20 protein-coding genes are annotated in these 21,979 nt (G+C 70.2%); 4 read left to right on the forward strand and 16 right to left on the reverse strand.

From position 1 onward, the window contains the following. Positions 1–24 precede the first annotated feature (24 nt). Entirely contained in the window at positions 25–987 is a 963-nt protein-coding gene (pfkB, locus tag ACWPN7_RS09235; RefSeq protein WP_451995922.1) for a 1-phosphofructokinase, read from the reverse strand. Next, positions 984–3,536: a phosphoenolpyruvate--protein phosphotransferase gene (gene ptsP / locus ACWPN7_RS09240; protein ID WP_459197531.1), complete on the reverse strand. Its 2,553-nt coding sequence runs from the start codon at positions 3,534–3,536 to the stop codon at positions 984–986. The genes pfkB and ptsP overlap by 4 nt, the downstream gene beginning before the upstream one ends. Before the next feature lie 221 nt (positions 3,537–3,757). Between ptsP and ACWPN7_RS09245 the strand changes: the two genes are divergently transcribed. After that, entirely contained in the window at positions 3,758–4,786 is a 1,029-nt protein-coding gene (locus ACWPN7_RS09245; RefSeq protein ID WP_349620858.1) for a LacI family DNA-binding transcriptional regulator, read from the forward strand. 120 nt (positions 4,787–4,906) lie between these two features. On the opposite strand, the gene ACWPN7_RS09250 is transcribed toward ACWPN7_RS09245, so the two are convergent. The 14 genes from ACWPN7_RS09250 to ACWPN7_RS09315 form a co-directional block, all read right to left on the reverse strand. Beyond that, positions 4,907–5,671, reverse strand: a complete 765-nt coding sequence (locus ACWPN7_RS09250) for a TetR/AcrR family transcriptional regulator (RefSeq protein WP_349620857.1) — start codon at positions 5,669–5,671, stop codon at positions 4,907–4,909. Positions 5,672–5,745: 74 nt separating this feature from the next. Further along, the gene (locus ACWPN7_RS09255) at positions 5,746–6,378 is read right to left on the reverse strand and encodes an isochorismatase family protein (protein ID WP_492273256.1); all 633 of its coding nucleotides are present in this window, start codon (positions 6,376–6,378) and stop codon (positions 5,746–5,748) included. After that, positions 6,375–7,421 carry a 2,5-dihydroxypyridine 5,6-dioxygenase NicX family protein gene (locus tag ACWPN7_RS09260; protein WP_451995928.1) on the reverse strand — a complete coding sequence of 349 codons (1,047 nt, stop codon included), beginning with the start codon at positions 7,419–7,421 and terminating at the stop codon, positions 6,375–6,377. The genes ACWPN7_RS09255 and ACWPN7_RS09260 overlap by 4 nt, the downstream gene beginning before the upstream one ends. 27 nt (positions 7,422–7,448) lie before the next feature. Further along, a complete protein-coding gene (locus ACWPN7_RS09265) occupies positions 7,449–8,264 on the reverse strand; it encodes an alpha/beta fold hydrolase (protein ID WP_349620856.1) in 816 nt (271 codons plus the stop codon). Positions 8,265–8,278: 14 nt separating this feature from the next. After that, the gene (locus ACWPN7_RS09270) at positions 8,279–9,034 is read right to left on the reverse strand and encodes a maleate cis-trans isomerase family protein (RefSeq protein ID WP_040137890.1); all 756 of its coding nucleotides are present in this window, start codon (positions 9,032–9,034) and stop codon (positions 8,279–8,281) included. A 135-nt stretch (positions 9,035–9,169) separates the two neighbouring features. Continuing rightward, the gene (locus tag ACWPN7_RS09275; RefSeq protein WP_492273257.1) at positions 9,170–10,393 is read right to left on the reverse strand and encodes an FAD-dependent monooxygenase; all 1,224 of its coding nucleotides are present in this window, start codon (positions 10,391–10,393) and stop codon (positions 9,170–9,172) included. An 87-nt stretch (positions 10,394–10,480) separates the two neighbouring features. Further along, positions 10,481–11,245 (reverse strand): ABC transporter ATP-binding protein, encoded by a 765-nt coding sequence (locus tag ACWPN7_RS09280; protein WP_145679906.1) that lies wholly within the window; start codon positions 11,243–11,245, stop codon positions 10,481–10,483. Then, a complete protein-coding gene (locus ACWPN7_RS09285) occupies positions 11,242–12,066 on the reverse strand; it encodes an ABC transporter ATP-binding protein (RefSeq protein ID WP_459197529.1) in 825 nt (274 codons plus the stop codon). The genes ACWPN7_RS09280 and ACWPN7_RS09285 overlap by 4 nt, the downstream gene beginning before the upstream one ends. Then, a complete protein-coding gene (locus tag ACWPN7_RS09290; protein WP_040137893.1) occupies positions 12,063–13,034 on the reverse strand; it encodes a branched-chain amino acid ABC transporter permease in 972 nt (323 codons plus the stop codon). Before ACWPN7_RS09290 ends, ACWPN7_RS09285 begins: the two co-directional genes overlap by 4 nt. Position 13,035: 1 nt before the next feature. Further along, the gene (locus ACWPN7_RS09295) at positions 13,036–13,908 is read right to left on the reverse strand and encodes a branched-chain amino acid ABC transporter permease (protein ID WP_014200179.1); all 873 of its coding nucleotides are present in this window, start codon (positions 13,906–13,908) and stop codon (positions 13,036–13,038) included. Positions 13,909–14,006: 98 nt separating this feature from the next. Next, positions 14,007–15,143, reverse strand: a complete 1,137-nt coding sequence (locus tag ACWPN7_RS09300; protein ID WP_040137895.1) for an ABC transporter substrate-binding protein — start codon at positions 15,141–15,143, stop codon at positions 14,007–14,009. A gap of 277 nt (positions 15,144–15,420) precedes the next feature. After that, positions 15,421–15,810, reverse strand: a complete 390-nt coding sequence (locus tag ACWPN7_RS09305; RefSeq protein WP_451995940.1) for a hypothetical protein — start codon at positions 15,808–15,810, stop codon at positions 15,421–15,423. Between the two features lie 93 nt (positions 15,811–15,903). Then, on the reverse strand, positions 15,904–16,182 hold the full coding sequence (locus ACWPN7_RS09310; protein WP_040137897.1) for a hypothetical protein: 279 nt from the start codon (positions 16,180–16,182) through the stop codon (positions 15,904–15,906). A 155-nt stretch (positions 16,183–16,337) separates the two neighbouring features. Further along, positions 16,338–17,609: an amidohydrolase/deacetylase family metallohydrolase gene (locus ACWPN7_RS09315; RefSeq protein ID WP_456525865.1), complete on the reverse strand. Its 1,272-nt coding sequence runs from the start codon at positions 17,607–17,609 to the stop codon at positions 16,338–16,340. Positions 17,610–18,303: 694 nt separating this feature from the next. Here ACWPN7_RS09315 and ACWPN7_RS09320 point away from each other — a divergent pair. The 3 genes from ACWPN7_RS09320 to ACWPN7_RS09330 all read left to right on the forward strand — a co-directional run bounded on the left by ACWPN7_RS09320 (position 18,304) and on the right by ACWPN7_RS09330 (position 21,966). Beyond that, positions 18,304–19,140 (forward strand): sulfite exporter TauE/SafE family protein, encoded by an 837-nt coding sequence (locus ACWPN7_RS09320; protein WP_081863434.1) that lies wholly within the window; start codon positions 18,304–18,306, stop codon positions 19,138–19,140. 7 nt (positions 19,141–19,147) lie between these two features. Next, complete coding sequence (locus ACWPN7_RS09325; RefSeq protein WP_459197528.1) at positions 19,148–20,737, forward strand: gamma-glutamyltransferase family protein; 1,590 nt, start codon at positions 19,148–19,150, stop codon at positions 20,735–20,737. Positions 20,738–20,811: 74 nt separating this feature from the next. Further along, on the forward strand, positions 20,812–21,966 hold the full coding sequence (locus ACWPN7_RS09330) for an ABC transporter substrate-binding protein (RefSeq protein WP_014199597.1): 1,155 nt from the start codon (positions 20,812–20,814) through the stop codon (positions 21,964–21,966). Positions 21,967–21,979 lie beyond the last annotated feature (13 nt).

The following is a 21,979-nucleotide window of genomic DNA, read 5'->3' on the forward strand; positions in this document are numbered from 1 at the left end:
GAGCGGTCGCCCGCTCCCCGTTCATTAAAGCGTTGAGAGTTCGACCTGTCCGGCCAGCGCGCGGACCGCGTCCGCCCCCGGCAGGTTGGGGCCGAAGCAGCCGAGCTTCGCCGTGGCGAAGGCCACGGACAGGCGGGCGATGCCCTCCAGCGGCAAATCCGCGCCGAAGGCGGCGATCAGCCCCGCCACCATGGCGTCGCCGGCCCCCACCGTGCTCAGCGCGTTGACCATCGGCAGCCGGGCGTGCAGCGCCGGGCCGTCGGCCACGAACAGCGCGCCGTCCGCCCCCAGCGAGACCACCACGACTGCCACGCCGTTCCGGTGCAGGCCGCGCGCCGCCTCCAGCAGGTTGGCGGTGGTGGGCAGGGGTGCGCCGGCCCACGCTTCCAGCTCGTGCCGGTTCGGCTTGATGCAGAAGGGCAGGTCCGGGGCGGCCAGCGCCGCCGCCAGCGGCGGGCCGCTGCTGTCCAGAACCACGCGGGCGCCCTGGGCGCGCAGGTCCGCCGTCAGCGTCGCGTAGCTGTCCGCCGGCAGCCCGTCCGGCAGGCTTCCCGCCAGCAGGACCGGCGTGCCGGGCAGGACCAGCTCGCGCAGGGTGCGACGGACACGGTCGAGCGCGTCGGCGTCGGCGGTCAGGCCGGGCAGGTTGAGGTCGGTGGTGTCGGCCGCGGCGAGGTCGGCGATCTTGACGTTGACGCGCGTCTCGCTGGGCAGCCGAACGAAGCGGTCGGCGATGCCCTTGGCGGCGAACAGCGCCTCGAAGGCCGCGGCGTTGCCGCTGCCCAGCAGGCCGGTGGCGACGACGGGCGTGCCCCAGTCGGCGAGGCAGCTCGCCACGTTCACGCCCTTGCCCCCGGCGTTGCGCCGCACGGCGCTTGCCCGGTGCACATGGCCGGGGCGCAGCGCCTCCACCGTGATGGTCTGGTCGATGGCCGGGTTCAGCGTGACGGTGACGACCGGCCGGATGTCCTCTTCGGGCGTGCTCATGCTTCGCCTCCGTCGAGCGCGCGCACCGCGTCGGCGGTCTCGCAGTCCAGCGCCCGTTGCGCGGCTTGCCGCAGGGCGGAGAGCTCGCTGCCGCGCAGCCGGTCCTTCACCGCGGGAATGTCGCGCGGCGTCATCGACAGCTCGCGCACGCCGAGCCCGGTCAGCAGGGCGGCGCCGAAGGGGTCGCCGGCGATGCCGCCGCAGACGCCGACCCAGCGGCCGTGCCGCTCCGCCCCCTCCACCGTCAGGCGGATCAGCCGCAGGACGGCGGGGTGCAGGCTGTCGGCCTCCGCCGCCAGTTCGGGGTGCTGGCGGTCGATGGCCAGCGCGTATTGGGTCAGGTCGTTGGTGCCGATGGAGAAGAAATCGACATGGCGGGCCAGGACGTCGGCCTGGATGGCTGCCGCCGGAACCTCGACCATGATGCCCAGCGGCACGGCCGGGGCGTCCAGCTCCGCCCGGATGCGGTCGCAGGCGGCGCGCAGGGCCTGCACCTCGCCCAGCGCCGTGATCATCGGGAACATGATCGACAGATTTCCGCCGCCCTTGGCCCCGCCGTCCTTGGCGGCGCGGTAGAGGGCGCGGAGCTGCGTCTCCAGAAGCTCGGGCCTGCGCAGCAGCAGGCGGGCGCCGCGCACGCCGAGGAAGGGATTCTCCTCATGGGGAAGCTGGAGGTGCGGCACCTGCTTGTCGCCGCCGATGTCGAGCGCGCGGACGATCAGCGGGCGGCCCTCCAGGGCGGTCAGCATGCCACGGTAGGTCTCGTACTGCTCGTCCTCGCCGGGGGCGTCGCCGCGCTCCAGGAACAGGAACTCGGTGCGCATCAGCCCGACGCTCTCCGCCCCCTGCGACAGGGCGACGGCCACCTGATCGGGGCGGTTGACGTTGGCGCCGATCTCCACCTCGTGGCCGTCGCGGGTGCGGGCGGGCAGGCCGCGCCGGGCCTCCTCCTCGGCCTTGCGGGCCTCCTCCCGCGCGATCCAGGCGCGGGCGTCGGCAGTGTCGGCCTCGGCGGGGGACAGGTGCAGGCGCCCGGTCTGCCCGTCGAGGATGGCCGGGGTGCCGTTCGCCAGCTCCATCAGCGCAGCCCCGCCCGCCACCATCGCGGGAAGGCCCAGCGTGCGCGCCAGGATGGCGGTGTGGGAGGTCGGGCCGCCCTGCGCCGTCGCCAGCCCGATCACCCGCGCCATGTCCAGCGCCGCCGTGTCGGAGGGCGACAGGTCCTCGGCGATCAGAATGCAGGGGGTGTCCGGCAGGTCCGGCGCGCCGCCGGTGCGCAGCGCCGGGTCGATCCGCGCCAGCACGCGCTGGCCGACGTCGCGCAGGTCGGCGGCGCGGGCCGCCAGCACCGGGTTGTCGAGGGCGGCCAGCCCGGCGGCGGTGCGCTCCACCGCCTGATGCCAGGACCAGGCGACGCCGTGCCCCTCGACCATGAGCTGGCAGGCCAGCGTCACGAGGTCGGTGTCGTTCAGGATCTCTGCCTGGGCGGTGAAGATCGCCGCTTCGGAAGGCCCGAGGCGCCGGGCGGTGTCGTCGGCCAGCGCCTTCAGATTTTGGCGGGTCAGGCTCAGCGCCTCGTGCAGGCGGTCGCCGCCCTCGATCAGCGGCACCGGCTCGTCGGGCACCGACACCGCGGCGCGCGGCAGCACATGCACCGGGCCGATGGCGAGGCCGGGGCTGGCGGCGATTCCCGGCACGGCGGGCAGCGGGCTCGGCGGCGTCCAGCCGCGCACGGGGGCGCGGGACTTCTGCGCCGCGGCGGCGGCGTCCGCCTTCTCCCGCGCGGTCAGGCGGGTGATGGTCGCCTTCATGCGAGCGAGCGCCGCCACGGCGTCATCACCCTCCGCCGAGACGACCACGCTGTCGCCGGCGCGCAGGCCGAGCTGGAGCAGCGCCACCAGCGCCTTGGCGTCGGCCACCAGATCGCCATGGCGGACCTGGATGCGGGCGGCCGACGCGCGCGCCGTCTCCACCCAGGCGGTGGCCGGGCGGGCGTGCAGGCCGGTGGGGTAGTCGACCACCCAGTCGAAGCGCTCCGCCAGATCGCCGCCCGGCGTGGTGGGGGCGGTCACGGGCGCGTCCTCGCTGAGGGTGGCGGCGAGGGCGGCGGGGTCGGTGACGGTGAACAGGGCGGTCAGCCGCGCCTCGTCCTGCATCAGCCGGGTCAGGCGGCGCAGCACGGCGATGTGGGCGTCGGACTGGGCGGCGATGGCGACCACCAGATGGGCCGTCTGGCCGGGATTCCATTCGATGCCGCCCGGCACCTGGAGGACGGCGATGCCGCTGCGGCGGACCATGCCGCGATCCTCCACCATGCCGTGGGGGATGGCGACGCCGTGGCCGAGGAAGGTGTTCGCCACGGCTTCCCGGCGCAGCATGCTGGCGGCGTAGGCCGGGTCGATGCAGCCGGCGGCGATCAGGAGCTGGGCGGCCTCGCGGATCGCCTCCTCCTTGCCGGCGGGACTGGCGTTCAGTCGCAGCAGATCGGGCCGCAGCAAATCGTTGGGCAGGCCGGTGGGCATGATGGCGGTGTTGGCGTCGGGGGCCATGGCGGGTCCGTCTCCTCCGTTCGGTGTGGCGCCGGGCGTTCTTGGGCGTCGTCCTTGCAGCGCTGTTATTGAAAACGATTACATCTGGCTCTGTCAACGGAGTTTGCATTGAATCCGCGGACTTCTTCGGGCAGACTGTGCCGTATGGGGCGGTTAAATAGCCCTAAGGGATGGAAACGATTTCAAAAACAGTTTCAAGACGGATCGGTGACCGGATCATCATGAGCGACAGCGCCAAAGCCATCGGAATCAAGGCGGTCGGAATCAAGGACGTCGCCCGCGAGGCCGGTGTCTCGGTCGCCACGGTGTCGCGGGTGCTGAGCAACGGCCCGGTCAGCGACGCGTTGCGCGCGCGGGTGGAGGATGCGGTGCGGGCCACCGGCTACCGCCCGAACCTGTCGGCGCGGCGGCTGCGCTCGCAGCATTCCCAGACCATCGGGCTGATCGTCTCGGACATCCGCAACCCCTTCTTCACCGCGGTCAGCCGCGCGGTGGAGGACGCCGCCTTCCAGGCCGGCATGCGGGTGATCCTGTGCAACACCGACGAGAACCCGGAGCGGGAGGCCATGTACCTGCGGCTGATGCAGGAGGAGCGGGTGACCGGCCTGATCTTCGCGCCGACCCGCGCGACGCTGGCCCAGCTCGACCGGACCGACCTGGATTTCCCGGTGGTGCTGATCGACCGCAGCGCGCCCGCCGGGCGGTTCGATTCGGTGGTGCTGGACAACCCGCAGGCCGCCGCCCTTCTGGTCGATCACCTGCACGGCGAGGGCTACCGCCGCATCGCCGGCCTGTTCGGCAACACCAGCACCACGGCGGTGGAGCGCCACGCCGGCTATCAGGCGGCGCTGGCCGCCCACGGTCTGCACGCGGAGGCGCGCTTCGTCCCGCCGACGGCGGAGGCAGCGGAGGTGGAGATCGCCCGCTGGCTGGCGGAGGCGCGGCGCTCCGGCGCCATGCCGGACGCGGTGATGGTCAGCAACAGCCTGCTGCTGATGGGGGTGGTGAAGGCGACGCGGACGCTGGGGCTGACGATCCCCGGCGATCTGGCGGTCGCCGGTTTCGACAACGAGCCGTGGACGGAGCTGGTCGGCCCCGGCCTGACGGTGATCGAACAGCCGGTCCACGAGATCGGGCGGGCGGCGATGACGCTGCTGTTCGAACGGCTCGACGATCCGGAGCGGGCGACGCGCAAGGTGGTGCTGTCGGGGACCTGCGTGGCGCGGGGGTCGACGGGTGGGGTGGGGTGAGTGGTTGAATTGGGCCCCCACCCAACTCTCCCCCGCTTCGCAGGGGAGGGCTTTATCTCCTCCCCCTGCGAAGCGGGGGGAGGCCGGGAGGGGGGCGCAACGCAGCCACTTTCCAAAAAACTACCCCCGCTTTCTCCGCCCTGGCGCCTGCGCCGGTTCCGGCACCGGGGCCAGCATGCCGGCGCTGACGAAGCTGCTGATCTCCGTGATGATCTCGTCCGGGTCGCCGGGGTTGCAGATGCCCGGCGCCAGTTCCTCCAGCCGGTGGGTGTCGGAGAAGGCGTAGAGATAGGCGCCGATCATCAGCGTCATCCGCCAGTAGACGTCCCGCTCCGACAGATGCGGCAACGCCTCCTTCAGCGCGGCGGCGAAGATGCGCGTCGAGGCGTCGTAGGCCTCGTTGCGCAGCTTGTAGGAAATCTCCGGCGGCTCGGTGTGCAGCCGGGCCTGGAGCCGCATGAAGGTCCGCCCGCCCTCCGTCTCGCGCATGGCGAGCGCCGGCATCAGGAAGGCGTAGACGATGTCGCGCACCGGCGGCGGCGCGGGGCCGCGGCGCAGCGCCTCCAGCCGTTCCATGCGCTCGTCGGCGATCTTCCGGCCGCGGCGCAGGAAGACCTCCTCGAACAGCCCGTGCTTGGACCCGAAATAGTAGCTGATGAGGGCCTGGGTCACCTCGGCCCGGTCGGCGACGTTGCGCAGGCTGGTGCCGGCGTAGCCGAGGTTGGCGAATTCCAGCTCCGCCGCGTCCAGAATCTGGTCGCGCACGTTGCTGGTGCCCTCCGGACGGCCCGGCCCGGCGCGGCGGCCGCGCGCGGGGCGGCCCCGCGCCTGCCCACTCTCCGGCGCGGTGTCGGCGACGGGCGCGCTGTCCTGGACTTTGCTCATCGGTCGGCTCATTTCACTCCCGGCGGCACTCTTCGGATGGAAAGTCTAACATGGTGCAACGCCTGATCCTCTTTTCAACCCCGACCGCGTCTCATAAGGCGAGAATGCGCTCCGCCGGAACCACGTCGCCGTATTTCTGGCCGATGTCGAACAGGTTGGCCTCGTGCGGCGCCAGGGCGCGGTCGCCCACGCAATCGGCCATGACGACCGGGCGGAAGCCGTGGCACATGGCGTCCACCACGCTGGCCCGCACGCAGCCGCTCGTCGTCGCTCCGGCGATCAAAAGAGTTCTCGACGCCGCGCTGTGTCAACCACGGCGCCAGCCCGGTCCCGAAAAAGGCCGAGGGAACCGTCTTGCGCACCACCAGCTCCCCCGGCACCGGAGTCAGTTCCGGCACGATGGCGCTGTTGGCGGCGTGCTCGGTCAGGGTCTGCATGCCCGGCACCTTGATGGAGAAGACGTTCCCGTCCGATCCGTCGTCGGCGTAGACGATCCGGCTGTGGGCGACGAACCAGCCGCGATTCCGGGCCTTCTCCAGCACCTGCGCGGTGCGGGCGATGGCCGGCGCGATGTTGCCGCCGCCGAACACCGCCGGGTCGGCGAAGCCGTTGACGAAATCGACGATCAGCAAACCGATCCGGCCCTGGATACCCAGCGACCGGCCGAAGCCCTGCCGCTCGTAGACGGCCTGTTCCGAAACACTCATGCCAGTTCCTTTCCGGCCAGCAGCTTGCCCTCGCGGACGACCGCGCGCCCGTCCAGGCTGACGGTGCAGTTCCGCATGGGGATGTCGATGTGGCAGGCGGTGGTGCGCGACCCGCCCGCCTCGTTGTTGGGACCGAGCGAGAACAGGAAGTTCCCGGCGAAGGCCCGCGCGTCCATGCCCAGCGTCTGTTCCCGGTCGTAGAGGCCGAGCGTCGACCAGCGCGCCCGCTTCTGCGTGCCCCAGCCGATGTGGGAGATGGCGTAGGCCTCCGGGTCGGCGAAGGCGTCCATGTAGTCGTTCAGCAGATCGGCGTCCAAACCACCGGTGATGGCGGTGACGTAGCCCTTCTCCACCGTCATCTCGATCTGCGAGGTCAGGTAGGACTTCATCGGCAGCAGGATGTCGCCCTTGTCGAGCACGATCCGCCCGCTCGCCTGCCCCTCGTTGGGGAAGGTGAAGCCGAAGCCGCTCGGCCAGTGGTCCCAGCGCCCCGGCTCGTCGACGAAGCCGTACTCCTGCACCGTCGGAAACTCCCCGATGGGCAGGCGCAGGTCGGTGCCGGCGCGCGAGGTGACGTGCATCTCCTTCGCCGCCTTCAGCAGCGCCGTGGCCTCGCCCACCGTCGCCTTGTCCTCCAGGCTGGGCAGCAGGCGGACCAGCACCTCCGGCGGTTCGACGGCGAGCAGGATCTTGGTGCCGCTCTCCAGGATCTTCATCTGCTCCGGCGAGAAGAGGAGGGTCATCAGGTCCAGCACCAGATCGCTTTCCTTCAGCGCGGCCATGGCGGCGCGGTTTCCGGTCAGCGGGGTGGTGCCGAGATAGGCGAGGCTGTCGCGGCTGTGGGCGTGCTCCGCGTTCACCGGCGGCAGGTCCAGCCGGTTGACCCGCGCGCCCAAGTTCGAGGCGGCGATCAGGGCGGTGCGCAGGGTCTGCGGATGGGTGCCGTCGCTGGTCAGGACGGTGACCACCTCCTGCGGCTTCAGCTTCGACAGGGTCAGAACATGGGTCCAGGCGCGGACCATATCGGCGTCACTGACGGGCATGATGCGTGTCCCTTTCCGGATGGGCGGTCAGACGGCGGTGCCGAGGAACGTGCCGAAGGCGCGGAAGAAGCCCTCTTCGTCGTCCCAGGGGATCATGTGGCCGGCCCCCTCGACGCGGGTGACGGCCAGCTCGGGCTGGAGCCGGCGGATTTCCGCCTCCTCCTCGGGCCGGATCACGTCGCCGCGCCCGGCGGCGATCAGCAGGGCCGGGCAGGGGATGCGCGGGAAGTCGGCGTGGATGTCGTCGGTCTGGAAGTCGTTGAAGGCGGTGACGATGGCCCGCTCGTCGCAGGTGTGCAGCCATTCGGCGCGCAGGCGGAGCTGCTCGTCCGTCCAGGTCGGGCAGAAGGGCCGCATCGCCTCCAGGTCGGCACCCTCGCGCATGAGGCGGATGGAATCGACGTACCAGGGAAGCTGCGCCGGGTAGGGGCGGCGGCCCGGCCCGGAGACCGGCGGATCGACCATGACCAGCCGCGCCGGGGCGGCGCCATGGCGGCTGACCGCGCGCAGGCCGATGCGGGCGCCCATGGAGTGGCCGACCAGCGCGTAGTCGCGCAGGCCCAGAGCCTCGGCGAAGGCCGTCACGTCGGCGGCCATGGCGTCCAGCCCGTAGTCGAGCGCGTCCGACGCCTCCGACAGGCCGCGCCCGCGCACGTCGAGCACATAGGTGTCGAAGTTGCGCCCGAAGCGCTCCGCCACGAAGCCCCAGGTGACGGCGGGGCTGGTGATGCCCGGAACGATGACGACGGGACGGGTTTTCCCCTCGCCGCCGTAGCGCAGGTAATGCTGGCGGATGCCGTTGGCGCGGACGTTCGCGCCGTAGCGGTAGGTGCTGCTGGTCATGGCATAACCCCCGCTCAGTAGGCGCCGGAGAGCAGGGCGCCGGCCCCCGGAACGCGCGTCGGCAGACCCAGCGCCTTCAGCTTGGCGTAGGTGGTGGCGACGGCGGCGCTCAGCACCGGCTTGCCGGTCATCGCCTCGACCTGCGCGATGGCGGGCAGCGACGGCATCTGGACGCAGGCCGACAGCACGACGGCGTCTACCCCGGCGGTGTCCATGCCGGCGACGATGCCCGGCAGGCGGGACGGGTCGTGGCGCCCGACCTCCAGATTGTCGGGGATTTCCAGCGCGCGCCAGTCGGCGACCTGCACGCCCTCATGCTCGATGTAATCGACCACGAGCTGCGCCAGCGGCTTCATGTAGGGGGCAACCAGGGCGATCTTCTTGGCGCCCAGCACGTGCAGCCCGTCGACGAGCGCGCCGGCGCTGGTGATGACCGGGGCCGTCCCGCCGTTCTCCGCGGTGCGCCCGTGCAGCCGCTCCTGCGAGACGCGGTGGTAGCCCTTGCCCATGCTCATGATGGCGACGAGGCAGGCGTAGCCCAGCACGTCGACGCGGGCGTCCGACAGCTCCAGCGCGCAGCGGTCGGACTCGGCGTCCATGGCGGCGAGCTCCTCCTTCTTCACCGTCTTCATGCGCATGCGGCTGGAATGGAAGGTGAAGCGGGTGCCGTGCGCCAGCGCGTGGGCGGTCAGCATCGCCGGGATTTCCGTCTCCATGGTCGTGTTGGAGCTGGGGACGATCTGGCCGATGCGATAGGTCTTGTTGGTCATGGTCGGTCCTTGGAGATGTCTTCTGGCGGCTGGCCCCCACCCCGGCCCTCCCCCGCTCTCGCGGGAGAGGGTGCCTTCTGCGAAGCGGCGGCAGTCCCCTCCACCTCGTAGAGGGGGAGGGTTAGGGAGGGGGCATCACGCCACGAGGCGCGGCTTGTCGGAGAGGTTCGGGCGGAAGGCGCGGGCGTCGTACTGGTAGACCCAGTTGGCCTGGATGCCGGTGGCCTGCGGGTTGAACAGCCCGCGCAGCCAGTACATGAAGTCGCGCTTCGCCTGGGCCAGCGGGGAGGGCAGGTGGTAGGTCCGTCCGCGCTCCCGCGCCTCCAGCTGGACGCGGCTGGTGCGGGGAAGCCGCTCCGCCTCGTAGTCGCGCAGCGCCGAGGCTACGTCGCTGCCGTGCCCCTTCAGGGATTCGGCCAGCACATAGGCGTCCTCGATCGCCATCGCCGCGCCCTGCGAGAGGAAGGGCAGCATGGGGTGTGCTGCGTCGCCCATCAGCGTGATGCGGCCCTTCGACCAGCTCGTCATCGGGTCGCGGTCGAACAGGCCCCATTTGTAGACCTGGTCCACCTTGCTGAAGAGCGTCTCCACATTGCGGTGCCAGCCGCGGAAGGCGCCGAGCATCTCCTCCTTGCTGCTGGGGGCGTTCCAGGACTCCTCCACCCACTCCTTGGTCTCGGCGACCGCCACGATGTTCACGGCCTTGCCGCCGCGCACGTAGTAGGTCACGACGTGGCTGTGCGGCCCGAACCAGAAGGAGGCGTCGGGGCTGACGTAATCCACCACCCCGCCGGTCGGCACCACGGCGCGGTAGCACATGTGGCCGGTGAAGCGCGGCGCCTCCGGCCCGAACAGGGCGGAGCGCACGACGGAGCGCACGCCGTCGGCGCCGACGATCAGGTCGGCCTCGTACTCGCTGCCGTCGCTGAAGCTGGCGACCGCCGTGCTCTTGTCCTGGCGCACGCCGGTGCAGCCAACCCCGAAATTGGCGACGCTCTCCGGGACCAGCGAGGCCAGGATGGCGTGCAGGTCGGCCCGGTGGATGTGGATGAAGGGCGCGTCGTAGAGCACCGGGCAGGTCTCGATCAGCGGCGTGCGGAAGCTCTCCCGCCCGCTGCGCCAGTTGCGCCCGACCAGCGATTGCGGCAGGAAGCCCGCGGCCAGCATCTTGTCGAGCAGACCCAGCGACTTGATGACCTTCACCGCGTTCGGCGTCATCTGGATGCCGGCGCCGATCTCGCCGAAGCCCGGCGCCCGCTCGAACAGGCGGACCTCGAAGCCGCGCTGGAGCAGGCTGCCGGCCAGCGCGACGCCGCCGATGCCGCCGCCGACGATGCCAATTCGCATGTTGGTTCGCACTCTTGCCTCCTGAAGGACGGCGACCGAGAATTGTTCGGTCGTTCGTTTAATTATTCGTGACACGGCCTTTCGCCGTCGCTGTGGCCCTCAGCCGCCCAGATAGGCGCGCAGCAGGTCGGGATCGCCGCGCAGCTCCGCCGAGGGGCGGCTGGCGGTGATGCGGCCCGTCTTCACCACATAGGCGCGGCTGGCGACGCCCAGCGCGTTGTGGATGTTCTGCTCGACCAGCAGCACGGTCACGCCGTGGGCGTTGACGGAGCGCACCACGTCGAACACCTCGTCGGCCATTTTCGGGCTGAGGCCGAGGCTGGGCTCGTCCAGCATCAGCAGCCGCGGCTCCGACATCAGCGCGCGGGCGATGGCGAGCATCTGCTGCTCGCCGCCGCTGAGCGTGCCGGCCATCTGGCGCGACCGCTCGCGCAGGCGGGGGAAGCGGTGGAAGGCCATGCCGATGCGCCGCTGCACCTCCTCGCGCGAGCGGCAGAGATAGGCGCCGAGCGCGATGTTCTCCTGCACCGTCATGTTCGGCCAGACGTGCCGTTCCTCCGGGCAGTGGGCGATGCCGGCGGCGACGATGCGGTCGGCGGGCAGGTTGGCGATCGGTTTGCCGTTCCAGACGATGGTGCCGGAGCGCGCCTTCAGCAGGCCGGAAATGGCCCGCAGGATGGTGCTCTTGCCCGCACCGTTGGCGCCGATCAGGGCGACCGTCTCGCCGGCCCGCACGTCGAGCGACACACCGTGCAGCGCGGCGGTGGAGCCGTAGGCGACGTGCAAGCCCTCCACGGCGAGGACCGGCGCGTCGGCGGCCTGCGCGATGGCGGAGGGCGAGGGGGATTCGGAGAGCAGCGTCATGCGGCGGCCTTTCCGAGATAGGCTTCGGCGACCTGCCGGTTCTCCAGGATCTCGGCCGGCCGGCCCTCGGCCAGCTTGCGGCCGAAGTTGAGGACGACGATCCGGTCGGACACCGACATGACCAGATCCATGTTGTGCTCCACGATCAGCAGCGCGTCGATGCTGCGCCCGATCAGCGTCTTCAGCACCGCGCCGAAGGTCCCGGCCTCGTGGCTGTTCAGCCCGGCGGCGGGTTCGTCGAGCATCAGCAGGCTGGGTTTGGCGGCCAGCGCCACCGCGACCTCCAGCAGGCGCAGCTCGCCGCAGGACAGCAGGTGGGCCGGGGCGTTCATGCGCTGGGCCAGACCCATCGTCTCGACGATGGCCGCGGCGCTCTCCCGCGCCTCGCGCTCGGCGCGGCGGACCGCCTCGCCGGGGAAGAAGGTGGCGAGGAGGGATTGGCGGCTGGCCATGTAATGGCCGGTCAGCACATTCTCGAAGACCGTCAGCCGCTTCATGACGTTGGTCTTCTGGAAGCTGCGGACGAGGCCGAGCCGGGCGATGGCGTGGGGCTTGCGGTTGGTGATGTCCTGCCCCTTGAAGCGCACCCGCCCGTTGCTCGGCGCGTAGAAGCCGGTCAGCATGTTGAAGCAGGTCGTCTTGCCGGCGCCGTTGGGGCCGATCAGGCCGACGATCTCGCCGGGCTCGATGTGGAAGCTGAAGTCCTTCACCGCCGTGATGCCGCCGAAGGTCATGGTCAGGTCGTCGGCGCGCAGCAGCGGCTGCCGGTCGGTGGCCGGTTCGACGGTCGGCTCGGTGGTCGGCTCGGTGGTCGCCGTCATACGGTGCGCTCCTTCGCGGCGTTGAGGGTCGGCTTGGCGGCCTGCTGCTCGCGGCGCAGGGCGATGAAGCCCATCAGGCCGTTGGGCAGGAACAGGACGATGGCCATGACGATCAGCCCGAACAGGGTGAGGCGGAGTTCCTGCACCTCGCGCAGATACTCCTCCAGCACCGTCACGATCACAGCACCGGCCAGCGGGCCGATCAGCGTGCCCTTGCCGCCCAGCAGGACCATGATGATCATCGTCGCCATGAAGGCGAAGCGGAACACCTCCGGCCCGACGAAGGAGATGTAATGGGCATAGAAGCCCCCGGCCAAACCGGCCAGGAAGGCGCCCAGCACGAAGGCCTGCATCGCCGTGCCGAAGGGATCGACGCCGATGGACTGCGCGACGTAGCGGTTCTCGCGCACCGCCACCGCCGCCCGCCCGGCGTTGGAATAGACGAAGCGGTAGGAGAGGTAGAGCGCCACCGCGGCGATGCCCAGAACGATCAGGAAGAAGCCGGCCTTGTCGGTGACCGTGACGTCCCCGAAGAGGTTCTGGCCGACGCCGGCCAGACCCATCGGGCCGTTGGTCACCGCGATCCAGTTGTTGGCGACGATGCGCAGCACCTCGGCGAAGGACAGGGTGACGATGACGAAGTAAGGGCCTTGCAGCCGCAGCGTGATCGCCCCGATGGCGAAGCCGAAGACGGCGGAGACCAGCCCGGCCAGCGGGATCGTCACCCACATCGGCATCCCCGCCTGGGTGGACAGCAGCGCCGCCGTGTAGGCGCCGGTGCCGAGAAAGGCGGTGTGGCCCAGCGAGAACTCGCCGACATAGCCGACCACCAGATTGAGGCTGCTCGCCAGCACCGCGTAGAACAGCGCCATGATGGCAAGGTGCAGGATGTACTGGTCCGTCACCGCGAAGGGCAGAAGCGCCGCCCCCGCCAGAAAGGCCAGGAGGATGTTGCGTTCCAGGGTCATGTCAGGCCCTTTCCGTGCGGATCGAGAACAGGCCCTGGGGCCGGAACAGCAGGATCAGGATGACCAGGACGAAGCCGATGACGTCCACCATGCCCATGGAGACGTAGCCGCCCCACATCGCCTCGGCGACGCCCAGCAGCAGGCCCCCGGCGATGGCCCCGGCGAAGCTGCCCATGCCGCCGAGGATCACCACGACGAAGCTCTTCAGGCTGATGAGCCCGCCGACCGACGCCTGGGCGGAGTAGATGGAGGCCAGCAGCATCCCCGACAGCGCGGCCAGCGTGCAGCCCAGCGCGAAGGTGGCGGCGTAGACGTGGCCGGTGCGGATGCCGGCCAGGCTGGCCGCCATCGGGTCCTGGAAGGTGGCGCGCATCGCCGCCCCCAGCCGGGTCCGGCGGATCAGCAGATGGGCGCCGACGATCAGCGCGATGCCGACCGCCACGGCCAGCAGGCGCAGCTTGGTCACCGCGATCGGGCCGAAGAACAGCGGCCCCTCGGCCACCGCGCCGGCCACCTTCATGGGCGCCGGGCCGACCAGCAGGAGCGTGCCGTTGACCAGGAAGATCGACAGGCCGATGGTCAGCAGGATGCCCGGCTCCTCACCCTGGCCGCGCACCCGCTCGATCAGGAAACGGTCGACCAGCCAGCCGACGGCGGCCATGAAGGCGGCGACCACGATCAGGCCGCTGAAGAAATCGAGACCCAGGTAATTGGTGACGAACCAGCCGCTGACTCCGCCCAGCATGTAGAACTCGCCATGGGCGAAGTTGACCACGCGCATCAGGCCGAAGATCAGCGTCAGACCGAGGGCGGAGAGCGCGTAGAACACGCCCATCACCAGCCCGTTGGCCAGGAACTGCGGAAAGAGATCCATGACGTTCTCGCAAAAGCAGGCCCGCACAAACGGTGCGTTGGATCGGTGCGCGCCGCGGGAGCGATGCCGTCACGGCGGCCCCGCGGCGCGTCCGCCGGTCAGTGCGGCGCGTCCACCGGGGTGGAGGCGATCACCTTCGGTTCGCCCTTCTCGATCCGCACCAGCACCGCGTCGAAGCCGTAGGCCTGGCCCTTGTCGGTGAACTTGTAGACGCCGTTCGGCGCCTCGTAGCTGGTCTTGGCGAGCGACGCCCGGATGGCCTCGGCGTCGGTGCCGCCGGCCCGCGCGATGGCCTGCCCGGCGATGTTCAGCGCGTTGTAGCCGGCGGCGCCGTACTTGCCGGGCTTGATGCCGTACTTCGCCTGATATTTCTGGACGAAGGTCTGGTTGCGCGGGGTGTCCATGCTGGAGGCGTAGGGGACGGCGGCGTGGATGCCTTCCGCGGCCTCGCCGGTCAGGTTGATGAAGTCGGCGGTGGCCCAGGAGCCGACGCCGAACACCTTGGTGTCCAGACCCATCTCGCGGATCTGCTTGACCAGGATGGAGCCGTCCTGGGTCTCCGCGGCGACGAACACGCCGTCCGGCTTGGCGGCGCGCAGCTTGGTCAGCAGCGTGAAGAAGTCGGTGGCGCCGTGGTCGAAATACTCGGTCAGCACCGTCTTGACGCCCAACGCCGTCAGGTCGCGGGAGAATTCCTCAACCCCGCCGCGGCCCCAGTCGTCGTTGACGCCGATGTAGGCGACCTTGGTCAGCTTCAGGTCGTTGGCGAGGATCTTGGCGAAGGCCTCGGCCATCAGCGCGTCCGTCTCGGCGGCGCGGAAGAAATAGGGGTTGCCCTGTTCCGTCAGGCTGGCCTTCGAGGACACGCCGGTGATCAGCGGCAGCTTGTATTTCTGGGCAACCGGCATGATCGCCGCGGTGGCGGAACTGCAGAAGGCGCCGACCAGCGTGACGACCTTGTCCTTCTGCACCAGCTTTTCGACGGCGTTGACCGAGTTGGCCGGGGTGCACTGGCCGTCCTCGACGATCAGTTCGATCTTCTTGCCGAGGACGCCCCCAGCGGCGTTCATTTCCTCGACGGCGAGCCGGGCGCCTTCCACCACGGACTTGCCGTTGTAGGCGACCGATCCGGTCAGCGGCTGGACCAGCCCGATCCTGACTGTGTCCTGCGCCTGCGCCGGAACCGACGCGGCGATGCCGGTCAACAGCAGGCCGCCCAGTACCACGTTTCTCATCTCTCCCTCCGCGTTCGACGGTGATGTCGCGATGACGGCGAATGACGATTCCCTGTCGGCGCCCCGCCGCTCTCGGCGTGGGCGCGTCGGCCCGTTGCGGGAACGCGTGCCGTCCGATACGGCAACCGTTCCCGTGTTTTATTATACGGCCAATTAATTATGCAGGGATGCTAACGGTCGCGTCGCGGCGCTGTCAATCGCTTTTCCGACGAAGACGGTTGGGGATTTTTCGTGGGGATTTTCCGGGGAGAGGTTTCGCGCCCGCTCGGCGCGCTCCTCAGCGGAGCGCGTCGAGCGTGTCGGCGTTGGGGCAGAACAGCGCGTGCTCCGGCTGCGTGCAGCCCTCGGCGAGCAGATGGCGGCAGGTGCGGGCGCTGCGGCAGAGCGCGCAGACGCGCTGCAGGTCGTTCATCAGGTCGGGGCGGTCCTGTTCCACCGCGGCGCCGTCAACGCCGTGCAGCGCCATCGCGGCGGGCAGCAGCGCGCCGACATGGCCGGCGCGCAGCACGGCTGGCGCGGTCAGGTCGGTCAGGCCGGCGTCGGCCAGCACGCGGTCGCGGTCGTGCGGCGCCAGTGCCTGAAGCGCGTCCAGGGACCGCGCGCCGCGCCAGCCGCGCAGGAGTTTCGCGCACAGGCCCTCATGCGGCGCGGGGGCGGGGGTGGTCATGGGAGTCTCCGAAGCTGGTTATTAATCGTTCGATTAATATTTGCCATCGGAGCGCCCGGCGCCTTGATGTGGATCAGCCGCGCCCGGTTTTTATCACGGGGACGGCCGCGTTCCGACGCAGCGCACGGCGTAGCGCCGGAAGCCGAAGCCGGACTCGCCTTCGCACCGCTCGACCACGAAGGCTGCGCGCATCGTGACGACGCGGCTTCCCATGGCGAGCGGGGTGTCGTGCGCCAGTTCCAGCATCATGCGCTGCTGGCGCTGCGGGTGGGACAGCAGCAGGGCGCGGGCCTTGCCCAGCCGCCGCCCCTCGGCGTCGCGGCAGCGGGCCGGGACCTCGAACATCCAGAAGGCGAGCGCGGCTTCGGACATGGGCGGAGTCCTCGTGGGATGGAGAGGTGTTCGGGTGCCGACGGTGCCCCCTCCCTAACCCTCCCCCTCTATGAGGTGGAGGGGACTGCCGCCGCTTCGCAGAAGGCACCCTCTCCCTCGTAGAGGGGGAGGGCCGGGGTGGGGGCACCGCCGCGTTACGCCGCCAGCGGAATCGGCTTCGGCAGCAGCGGGCTGTCCACCTCCTGCACCACGCCGTCGCGCAGCGAGAAGGCCGGGACGATCATCTCCGGCGCGGTCACCCGCTCGCCGCTGTTGTCGCTGAGCTGCCAGCGGCCGGCCTTGACCTCCAGAACCGCCACGTCGGCGGCCATGCCCGGAGTCAGCGCGCCGATCTCGTCGGCCATGCCCAGCATGGCGGCGGGGTTGCTGGTCACCGTCTTCAGCACGTCGCCCAGCGCCATGCCAAGAGTCAGCAGTTCGGTCATCGCGTGGGTCAGGCTGAAGGGGGCGACGCCGTAGAAGGGGTTGGCCTCGCGCTCGCCGCCGGCGCCTACCGTCGGGGCCTTCACGTTGTAGCCGTGCAGGTCGGCGCCCAGCGTGTAGGGCAGGATGCCCGCCGCCAGCGTCCGCCGCGCCATCTCGAAGCTGAAGTGCGAGCCGTGGCCGACGTCCACGGTCAGGCCGCGCTCCAGCGCCTTGTAGATGACCGGGTGTACCTCGCCGGTGCGGGTGGAGATGAAGCCGCCGGGATGCCGGGTGAAGGGGTGGGCCAGGATGTCGCGCGAATCCAGCAGCGGGACCAGCTCCTCCACCAGCATGTCGGGATCGACGGCCTCGCCGCCCTCCACCTCCGGCCAGAGCTGGCCGAGATGCACGTAGAGCGGCACGCCGATGCCGTCGGCGATGCGCTTGGCCTGCTTGATGACGTCCAAGCCCCAGCGCGAGGCGCCGCCGACCTCCGCGTGGGCCTTGATGCCCTTCACGATGTCGCGGTTCTCGCGCCCGACGCGGATGGTGGCGTCCACATCGACGCAATCCGGACGGTAGAGCTGCGGGTAATAGTGCCCCTCCAGCCCGCCGACCAGATAGGCCGACAGGAAGCACAGCGTGCGCGAGCGCGCCGGCTCGGCGATGAAGCGGCGGAAGGCCGGCAGGGTCATCAGGCTCGGCCCGCCCTGGTCGACCAGCGTTGACACGCCGGAGCGCACGCCCACCATGTCCGGGTTCAGCCCGAAGCGCCCGGTCACCTTCTCGAAGACGTGCGCGTGGGTGTCGATCAGGCCCGGCGTCACGAGCTTTCCGGAGACATCGAGGATGGTGTCGGCGGCATCGTCGGGCAGCCGTTCTGCCACCGCCGCGATGCGGCCCTTCGCGACCGCCAGATCGCCGACCAGATCCAGCCCGTTGGCCGGATCGAGAATCCGTCCGCCGCGGAGCACGAGGTCGAACGTGTGCGTCTCTGACATAACCCACCTTCTTGCGCTGATTTTTATCTGGCGGTCCTTTCAGCAAGCGTCATGCCAGGGCGGGGGGGAGTCGCCGGGGCGCACAAAACTTCAGCACACTGACGAATGACCGTCCGTTGGGCATTTGGTGGTCAAAATACGCACAATACGGCATACCACGGCATGCGCCCGCCGCCCGTCGGTGCCCGATTTTCCGCAGCATGCTGATGATTCACGGCGCAGCGGCGCGGCGTGGCACCCTGCCACCAATTTGTGCACGAACACAGAAGTCGAGGCGGAAATAAGGGGTTTCCAGGGGCTCCTGGGGTGGTCCGCTGTCGCCGCGCCGGGGCATGCACGAGCTCTTCACGAGCATCATCATATCGTCAGTATGCTGATGAATGCCCGCGCAGCAGGCAGAGGTTGCGCAGGAATGAAGCGGAAAGCCGGCCCGCTCGGAAGTCACAATTATTTGTTGTTTCTCAAATGGATGCTGGTCGTTTTCCGGCAGCCGCGTGGCCCCTCCATCCATCCGTTTGCCCAACATTAGGGCGATTTTCGGCCTTGGCGCCACGCCGCGCCCTCCTTCCCACCGAACCGAAATGCGCAGTGTTCTGCCGGTTGGCACGGCGTTCGCAAAGGGATGGGAAACCAACGGAAAAAGTCGGATATCCATAAAAATGAGAGGGTTTCTGCAGATGCGGCGGGACGTCCCGTGACCGGGCTGGGGATCGCGGCGGTGCCGCAGCTTCCCATCCTCGGCGGCGGGCTGCTGCTGGCCGGCGGCTTCGCCGGGCTGGCGGCCGGCATGATGGGGGTGGGCGGCGGCATCGTGATCGTGCCGGTGCTCTATCACCTGTTCACCGCGCTGGGCGTGGACGAGGCCGTGCGCATGCACGTCGCGGTCGGCACCTCGCTCGCCACCATCATCGCCACCTCGCTCACCTCCCTGCGCGCCCATCGGCGGCGCGGCGCCGTGGACGGCGAGCTGCTGCGCGCCTGGGGGCCGGCGATCTTCCTCGGCGTGCTGGCGGGAACGGCGGTGGCCGGCGTGGTGCGCGGCCCGGTGCTGACGGCGGTGTTCGCCGGGATGGCGGTCCTGGTCACGCTGCACATGCTGTTCGGCAAGCCCGAGTGGCGCATCGCCGACGGGCTGCCGAGCGGCGCGCCGCGCCAGGGGCTGGCCGGCGGCATCGGCATGATGTCGGCGATGATGGGCATCGGCGGCGGCACGCTCAGCGTCCCCATCCTCACCCTGTTCGGCTACCCGATCCACCGCGCGGTCGGCACGGCGGCGGCGCTCGGCTTCATCATTGGTGTGCCGGGAACGGTGGGCTTCGTGCTGACCGGCTGGAACGTGCCGGGCCGCCCGGATTTCAGCCTGGGCTACGTCAACCTGCTGGGGCTGGCGCTGATCCTGCCGGCCTCCATGGCGATGGCGCCGCTCGGCGCGCGGCTCGCCCACAGCCTCGACACCCGCGTCCTGCGCCGCGTCTTCGCCCTGTTCCTCGGGCTGACCGCGGCGCGGATGATCTACGGCCTTCTTCCCTGAGGTTCCCATGCTGAACACGCCGCGCAGCCGCCGGGGAATGGTCACCTCCCCGCACCATCTCGCCAGCCAAGCCGGCCTCCAGATCCTGCGCGACGGCGGCACCGCCGTCGAGGCGGCGGTCGCGGTCGCCGCGGCGCTGGCCGTCGTCTACCCGCACATGACCGGCATCGGCGGCGACGGCTTCTGGCTGATCGCCGAGCCGGGACGCGACCCCGTCGCCATCGACGCCTGCGGCGGGGCGGGCAAGGCCGTCTCGCTCGACCTCTACCGGCGCCACGGCCACGCCACCGTGCCCTGGCGCGGGCCGCTGGCGGCGAACACGGTCGCCGGCACCATCGACGGCTGGCGCGAGGCGCTGGCCGTCAGCGCCGGCTGGGCCGAGCCGCTGCCGCTCGCCCGCATCCTGGACGAGGCCATCACCCACGCCGAGCAGGGCATCCCGGTGACCGCCAGCCAGGAAGGGCTGACCTGTCAGAAGCTGCACGAGCTGAAGGACGTTCCCGGCTTCGCCGGCACCTTCCTGCCGGGCGGCGCCGTGCCGCTGGAGGGCTCCACGCTGAAGCAGCCGGCGCTGGCCGCCACGCTGCGCCGGCTGGCGGCGGAGGGGCTGGAGAGCTTCTACCGCGGGCCGCTCGCCGCCTCCATCGCGGCGGATTTGCAGCGCGCCGGCGCGCCGGTGGACGCGGCGGATCTCGCGGCCCACGCGGCGCACCGCCGACCGGCCCTGTCGGTCGGCGTGCGCGGGGCGCGGCTGTTCAACCACCCGCCGCCGACGCAGGGTCTGGCCTCGCTGATGATCCTCGCGCTGTTCGACCGGCTGGGCGTGACGGAGGGCGAGGGCTTCGACCACATCCACGGGCTGATCGAGGCGACCAAGCAGGCCTTCCTGGTCCGCGACCGCGAGGTCGGCGACCCGGCCTACATGGGGCGGGAGGCGCAGAGCTTCCTCGACGACGCGGTGCTGGATGGGCTGGCGGCGACCATCGACCGCGCCCGCGCGCTGCCCTGGCCGCATGTCACCAAGCCCGGCGACACGGTGTGGCTGGGTGTGATCGACGGCCAGGGCCGCGCCGTCAGCATGATCCAGAGCGTCTATTTCGAATTCGGCTCCGGCCTCGTCCTGCCGGAGACTGGCATCACCTGGCAGAACCGCGGCGCCTCCTTCCGACTGGCGGAGGAAGGCTGGAACGCGCTGGTGCCGGGCCGCAAGCCCTTCCACACGCTGAACCCGGCGATGGCCCGCTTCGACGACGGGCGCAGCATGGTCTACGGCACCATGGGCGGGGAGGGGCAGCCGCAGACGCAGGCCGCCGTCTTCTCCCGCTACGCGATGTTCGGGCAGGGCCTGCAGGCCGCCGTCACGGCGCCGCGCTGGCTGCTCGGCCGCACCTGGGGCGAGGACAGCGTGACGCTGAAGCTGGAAAGCCGCTTCGACCCCGCCCTGGTCGCCGCCCTGCGCGACGCCGGGCACACGGTCGAACTGCTCGATCCGTACACGAGCACCATGGGGCATGCGGGCGCCATCGTCCGCCATGCCGACGGAACGCTGGAGGGGGCGACCGATCCCCGCAGCGACGGCGCGGTCGCTGCCTGGTGAGTGCCATTGGGTGAACACCACCAAGTGACCGCTGCTTACTGACGGTTCAAATCAAAAAGAGGGGGCTAGACGACATGCGGACGATGAAGACCACGGCGTTGCTGCTGAGCGCCGCGCTGCTGGCGCCGGGCGTGGCCTTTGCGCAGGAGACGATCAAGATCGGCGTGACCCAGCCGCTGACCGGCGCGGTCGCCGCGTCGGGCAACTACGTCGCCAACGGCGCGCGGGTGGCGGAGGAGGTCGTGAACGCCAACGGCGGCGTTCTCGGCAAGAAGATCCAGCTGATCATCGAGGACAACAAGAGCAACCCGAAGGAGGCCGTCGCCTCCGCCGAGAAGCTGATCGTGCGCGACAAGGTCCCGGTGCTGATGGGCGCTTGGAGTTCCACCTTCACCCTGGCGGTGATGCCGAAGCTGGTGGAATACGGCGTGCCGATGGTGGTGGAGACCTCCTCCTCGACCAAGATCACCACCTCGGGCAACCCGTGGGTGTTCCGCATCGCCCCGACCTCCGCCATGGAGGCCAAGTCCTTCGCGGAGAAGCTGGACCACTTCCAGCCGGCCATCCAGAAGGCCGATTTCCTGGCGGTGAACAACGACTTCGGCCGCGGCTCGGCGGACGAGTTCCGCAAGATGCTCCAGGCCAAGGGCGTCAAGATCGGCGTCACCGAGACGATGGCGCCGGAGGCCACCGACCTGTCGGCACAGCTCTCCAGCATCAAGCAGTCGGGCGGCGACACGCTGTTCGTCACCACCGGCGTCGAGCAGATCACCCTGATCCTGAAGCAGGCGGCGGAGCTGCGCCTGCCGCACCGGGTCATCACCAACGGCGGCTCCTCCTCCCCCGACCAGCTCATCGCGCAGGCGGGTGCCGCAGCGGACGGCGGCTACTTCACGCTGTTCTTCGCCCCCTGGTTCCCGGAGAAGGCGGTGCACCCGACGGTCGCCAAGACCTTCGTCGATGGCTGGAACAAGAAGGGCTACGACTTCGCCGGCCTGACCGAGGGCTACCGCGGCTATGACGGCATCATGACCATCGTGGAAGCCATCAAGAAGGCCGGCAAGGCCGAGCCGCAGGCCATCCGCGACGCGCTGTGGACCGTCAAGCTGGACGGCGTGAACGGCGACATCGCCTTCAAGAAGGACGGCCCGGAGGGCAAGGAGAGCGGCCAGAACGAGGCCAACGTCTACGTCGTCCAGGTGAAGGACGGCAAGGTGACGATGCCGTAAGGCCCTCCTTTCA

The organism is Azospirillum sp. UENF 312511 (genome assembly GCF_058780635.1).

Coding starts and splice junctions, on each gene's coding strand:
- ACWPN7_RS09315 (WP_456525865.1), bottom strand. CDS start 17,609: ATGTCAGAGACGCACACGTTCGACCTCGTGCTCCGCGGCGGACGGATT.
- ACWPN7_RS09285 (WP_459197529.1), bottom strand. CDS start 12,066: ATGACGGCGACCACCGAGCCGACCACCGAGCCGACCGTCGAACCGGCC.
- ACWPN7_RS09260 (WP_451995928.1), bottom strand. CDS start 7,421: ATGCCCGTCAGTGACGCCGATATGGTCCGCGCCTGGACCCATGTTCTG.
- pfkB (WP_451995922.1), bottom strand. CDS start 987: ATGAGCACGCCCGAAGAGGACATCCGGCCGGTCGTCACCGTCACGCTG.
- ACWPN7_RS09270 (WP_040137890.1), bottom strand. CDS start 9,034: ATGACCAACAAGACCTATCGCATCGGCCAGATCGTCCCCAGCTCCAAC.
- ptsP (WP_459197531.1), bottom strand. CDS start 3,536: ATGGCCCCCGACGCCAACACCGCCATCATGCCCACCGGCCTGCCCAAC.
- ACWPN7_RS09265 (WP_349620856.1), bottom strand. CDS start 8,264: ATGACCAGCAGCACCTACCGCTACGGCGCGAACGTCCGCGCCAACGGC.
- ACWPN7_RS09250 (WP_349620857.1), bottom strand. CDS start 5,671: ATGAGCAAAGTCCAGGACAGCGCGCCCGTCGCCGACACCGCGCCGGAG.
- ACWPN7_RS09330 (WP_014199597.1), top strand. CDS start 20,812: ATGCGGACGATGAAGACCACGGCGTTGCTGCTGAGCGCCGCGCTGCTG.
- ACWPN7_RS09300 (WP_040137895.1), bottom strand. CDS start 15,143: ATGAGAAACGTGGTACTGGGCGGCCTGCTGTTGACCGGCATCGCCGCG.
- ACWPN7_RS09325 (WP_459197528.1), top strand. CDS start 19,148: ATGCTGAACACGCCGCGCAGCCGCCGGGGAATGGTCACCTCCCCGCAC.
- ACWPN7_RS09245 (WP_349620858.1), top strand. CDS start 3,758: ATGAGCGACAGCGCCAAAGCCATCGGAATCAAGGCGGTCGGAATCAAG.
- ACWPN7_RS09310 (WP_040137897.1), bottom strand. CDS start 16,182: ATGTCCGAAGCCGCGCTCGCCTTCTGGATGTTCGAGGTCCCGGCCCGC.
- ACWPN7_RS09295 (WP_014200179.1), bottom strand. CDS start 13,908: ATGGATCTCTTTCCGCAGTTCCTGGCCAACGGGCTGGTGATGGGCGTG.
- ACWPN7_RS09290 (WP_040137893.1), bottom strand. CDS start 13,034: ATGACCCTGGAACGCAACATCCTCCTGGCCTTTCTGGCGGGGGCGGCG.
- ACWPN7_RS09305 (WP_451995940.1), bottom strand. CDS start 15,810: ATGACCACCCCCGCCCCCGCGCCGCATGAGGGCCTGTGCGCGAAACTC.
- ACWPN7_RS09255 (WP_492273256.1), bottom strand. CDS start 6,378: ATGAGTGTTTCGGAACAGGCCGTCTACGAGCGGCAGGGCTTCGGCCGG.
- ACWPN7_RS09280 (WP_145679906.1), bottom strand. CDS start 11,245: ATGACGCTGCTCTCCGAATCCCCCTCGCCCTCCGCCATCGCGCAGGCC.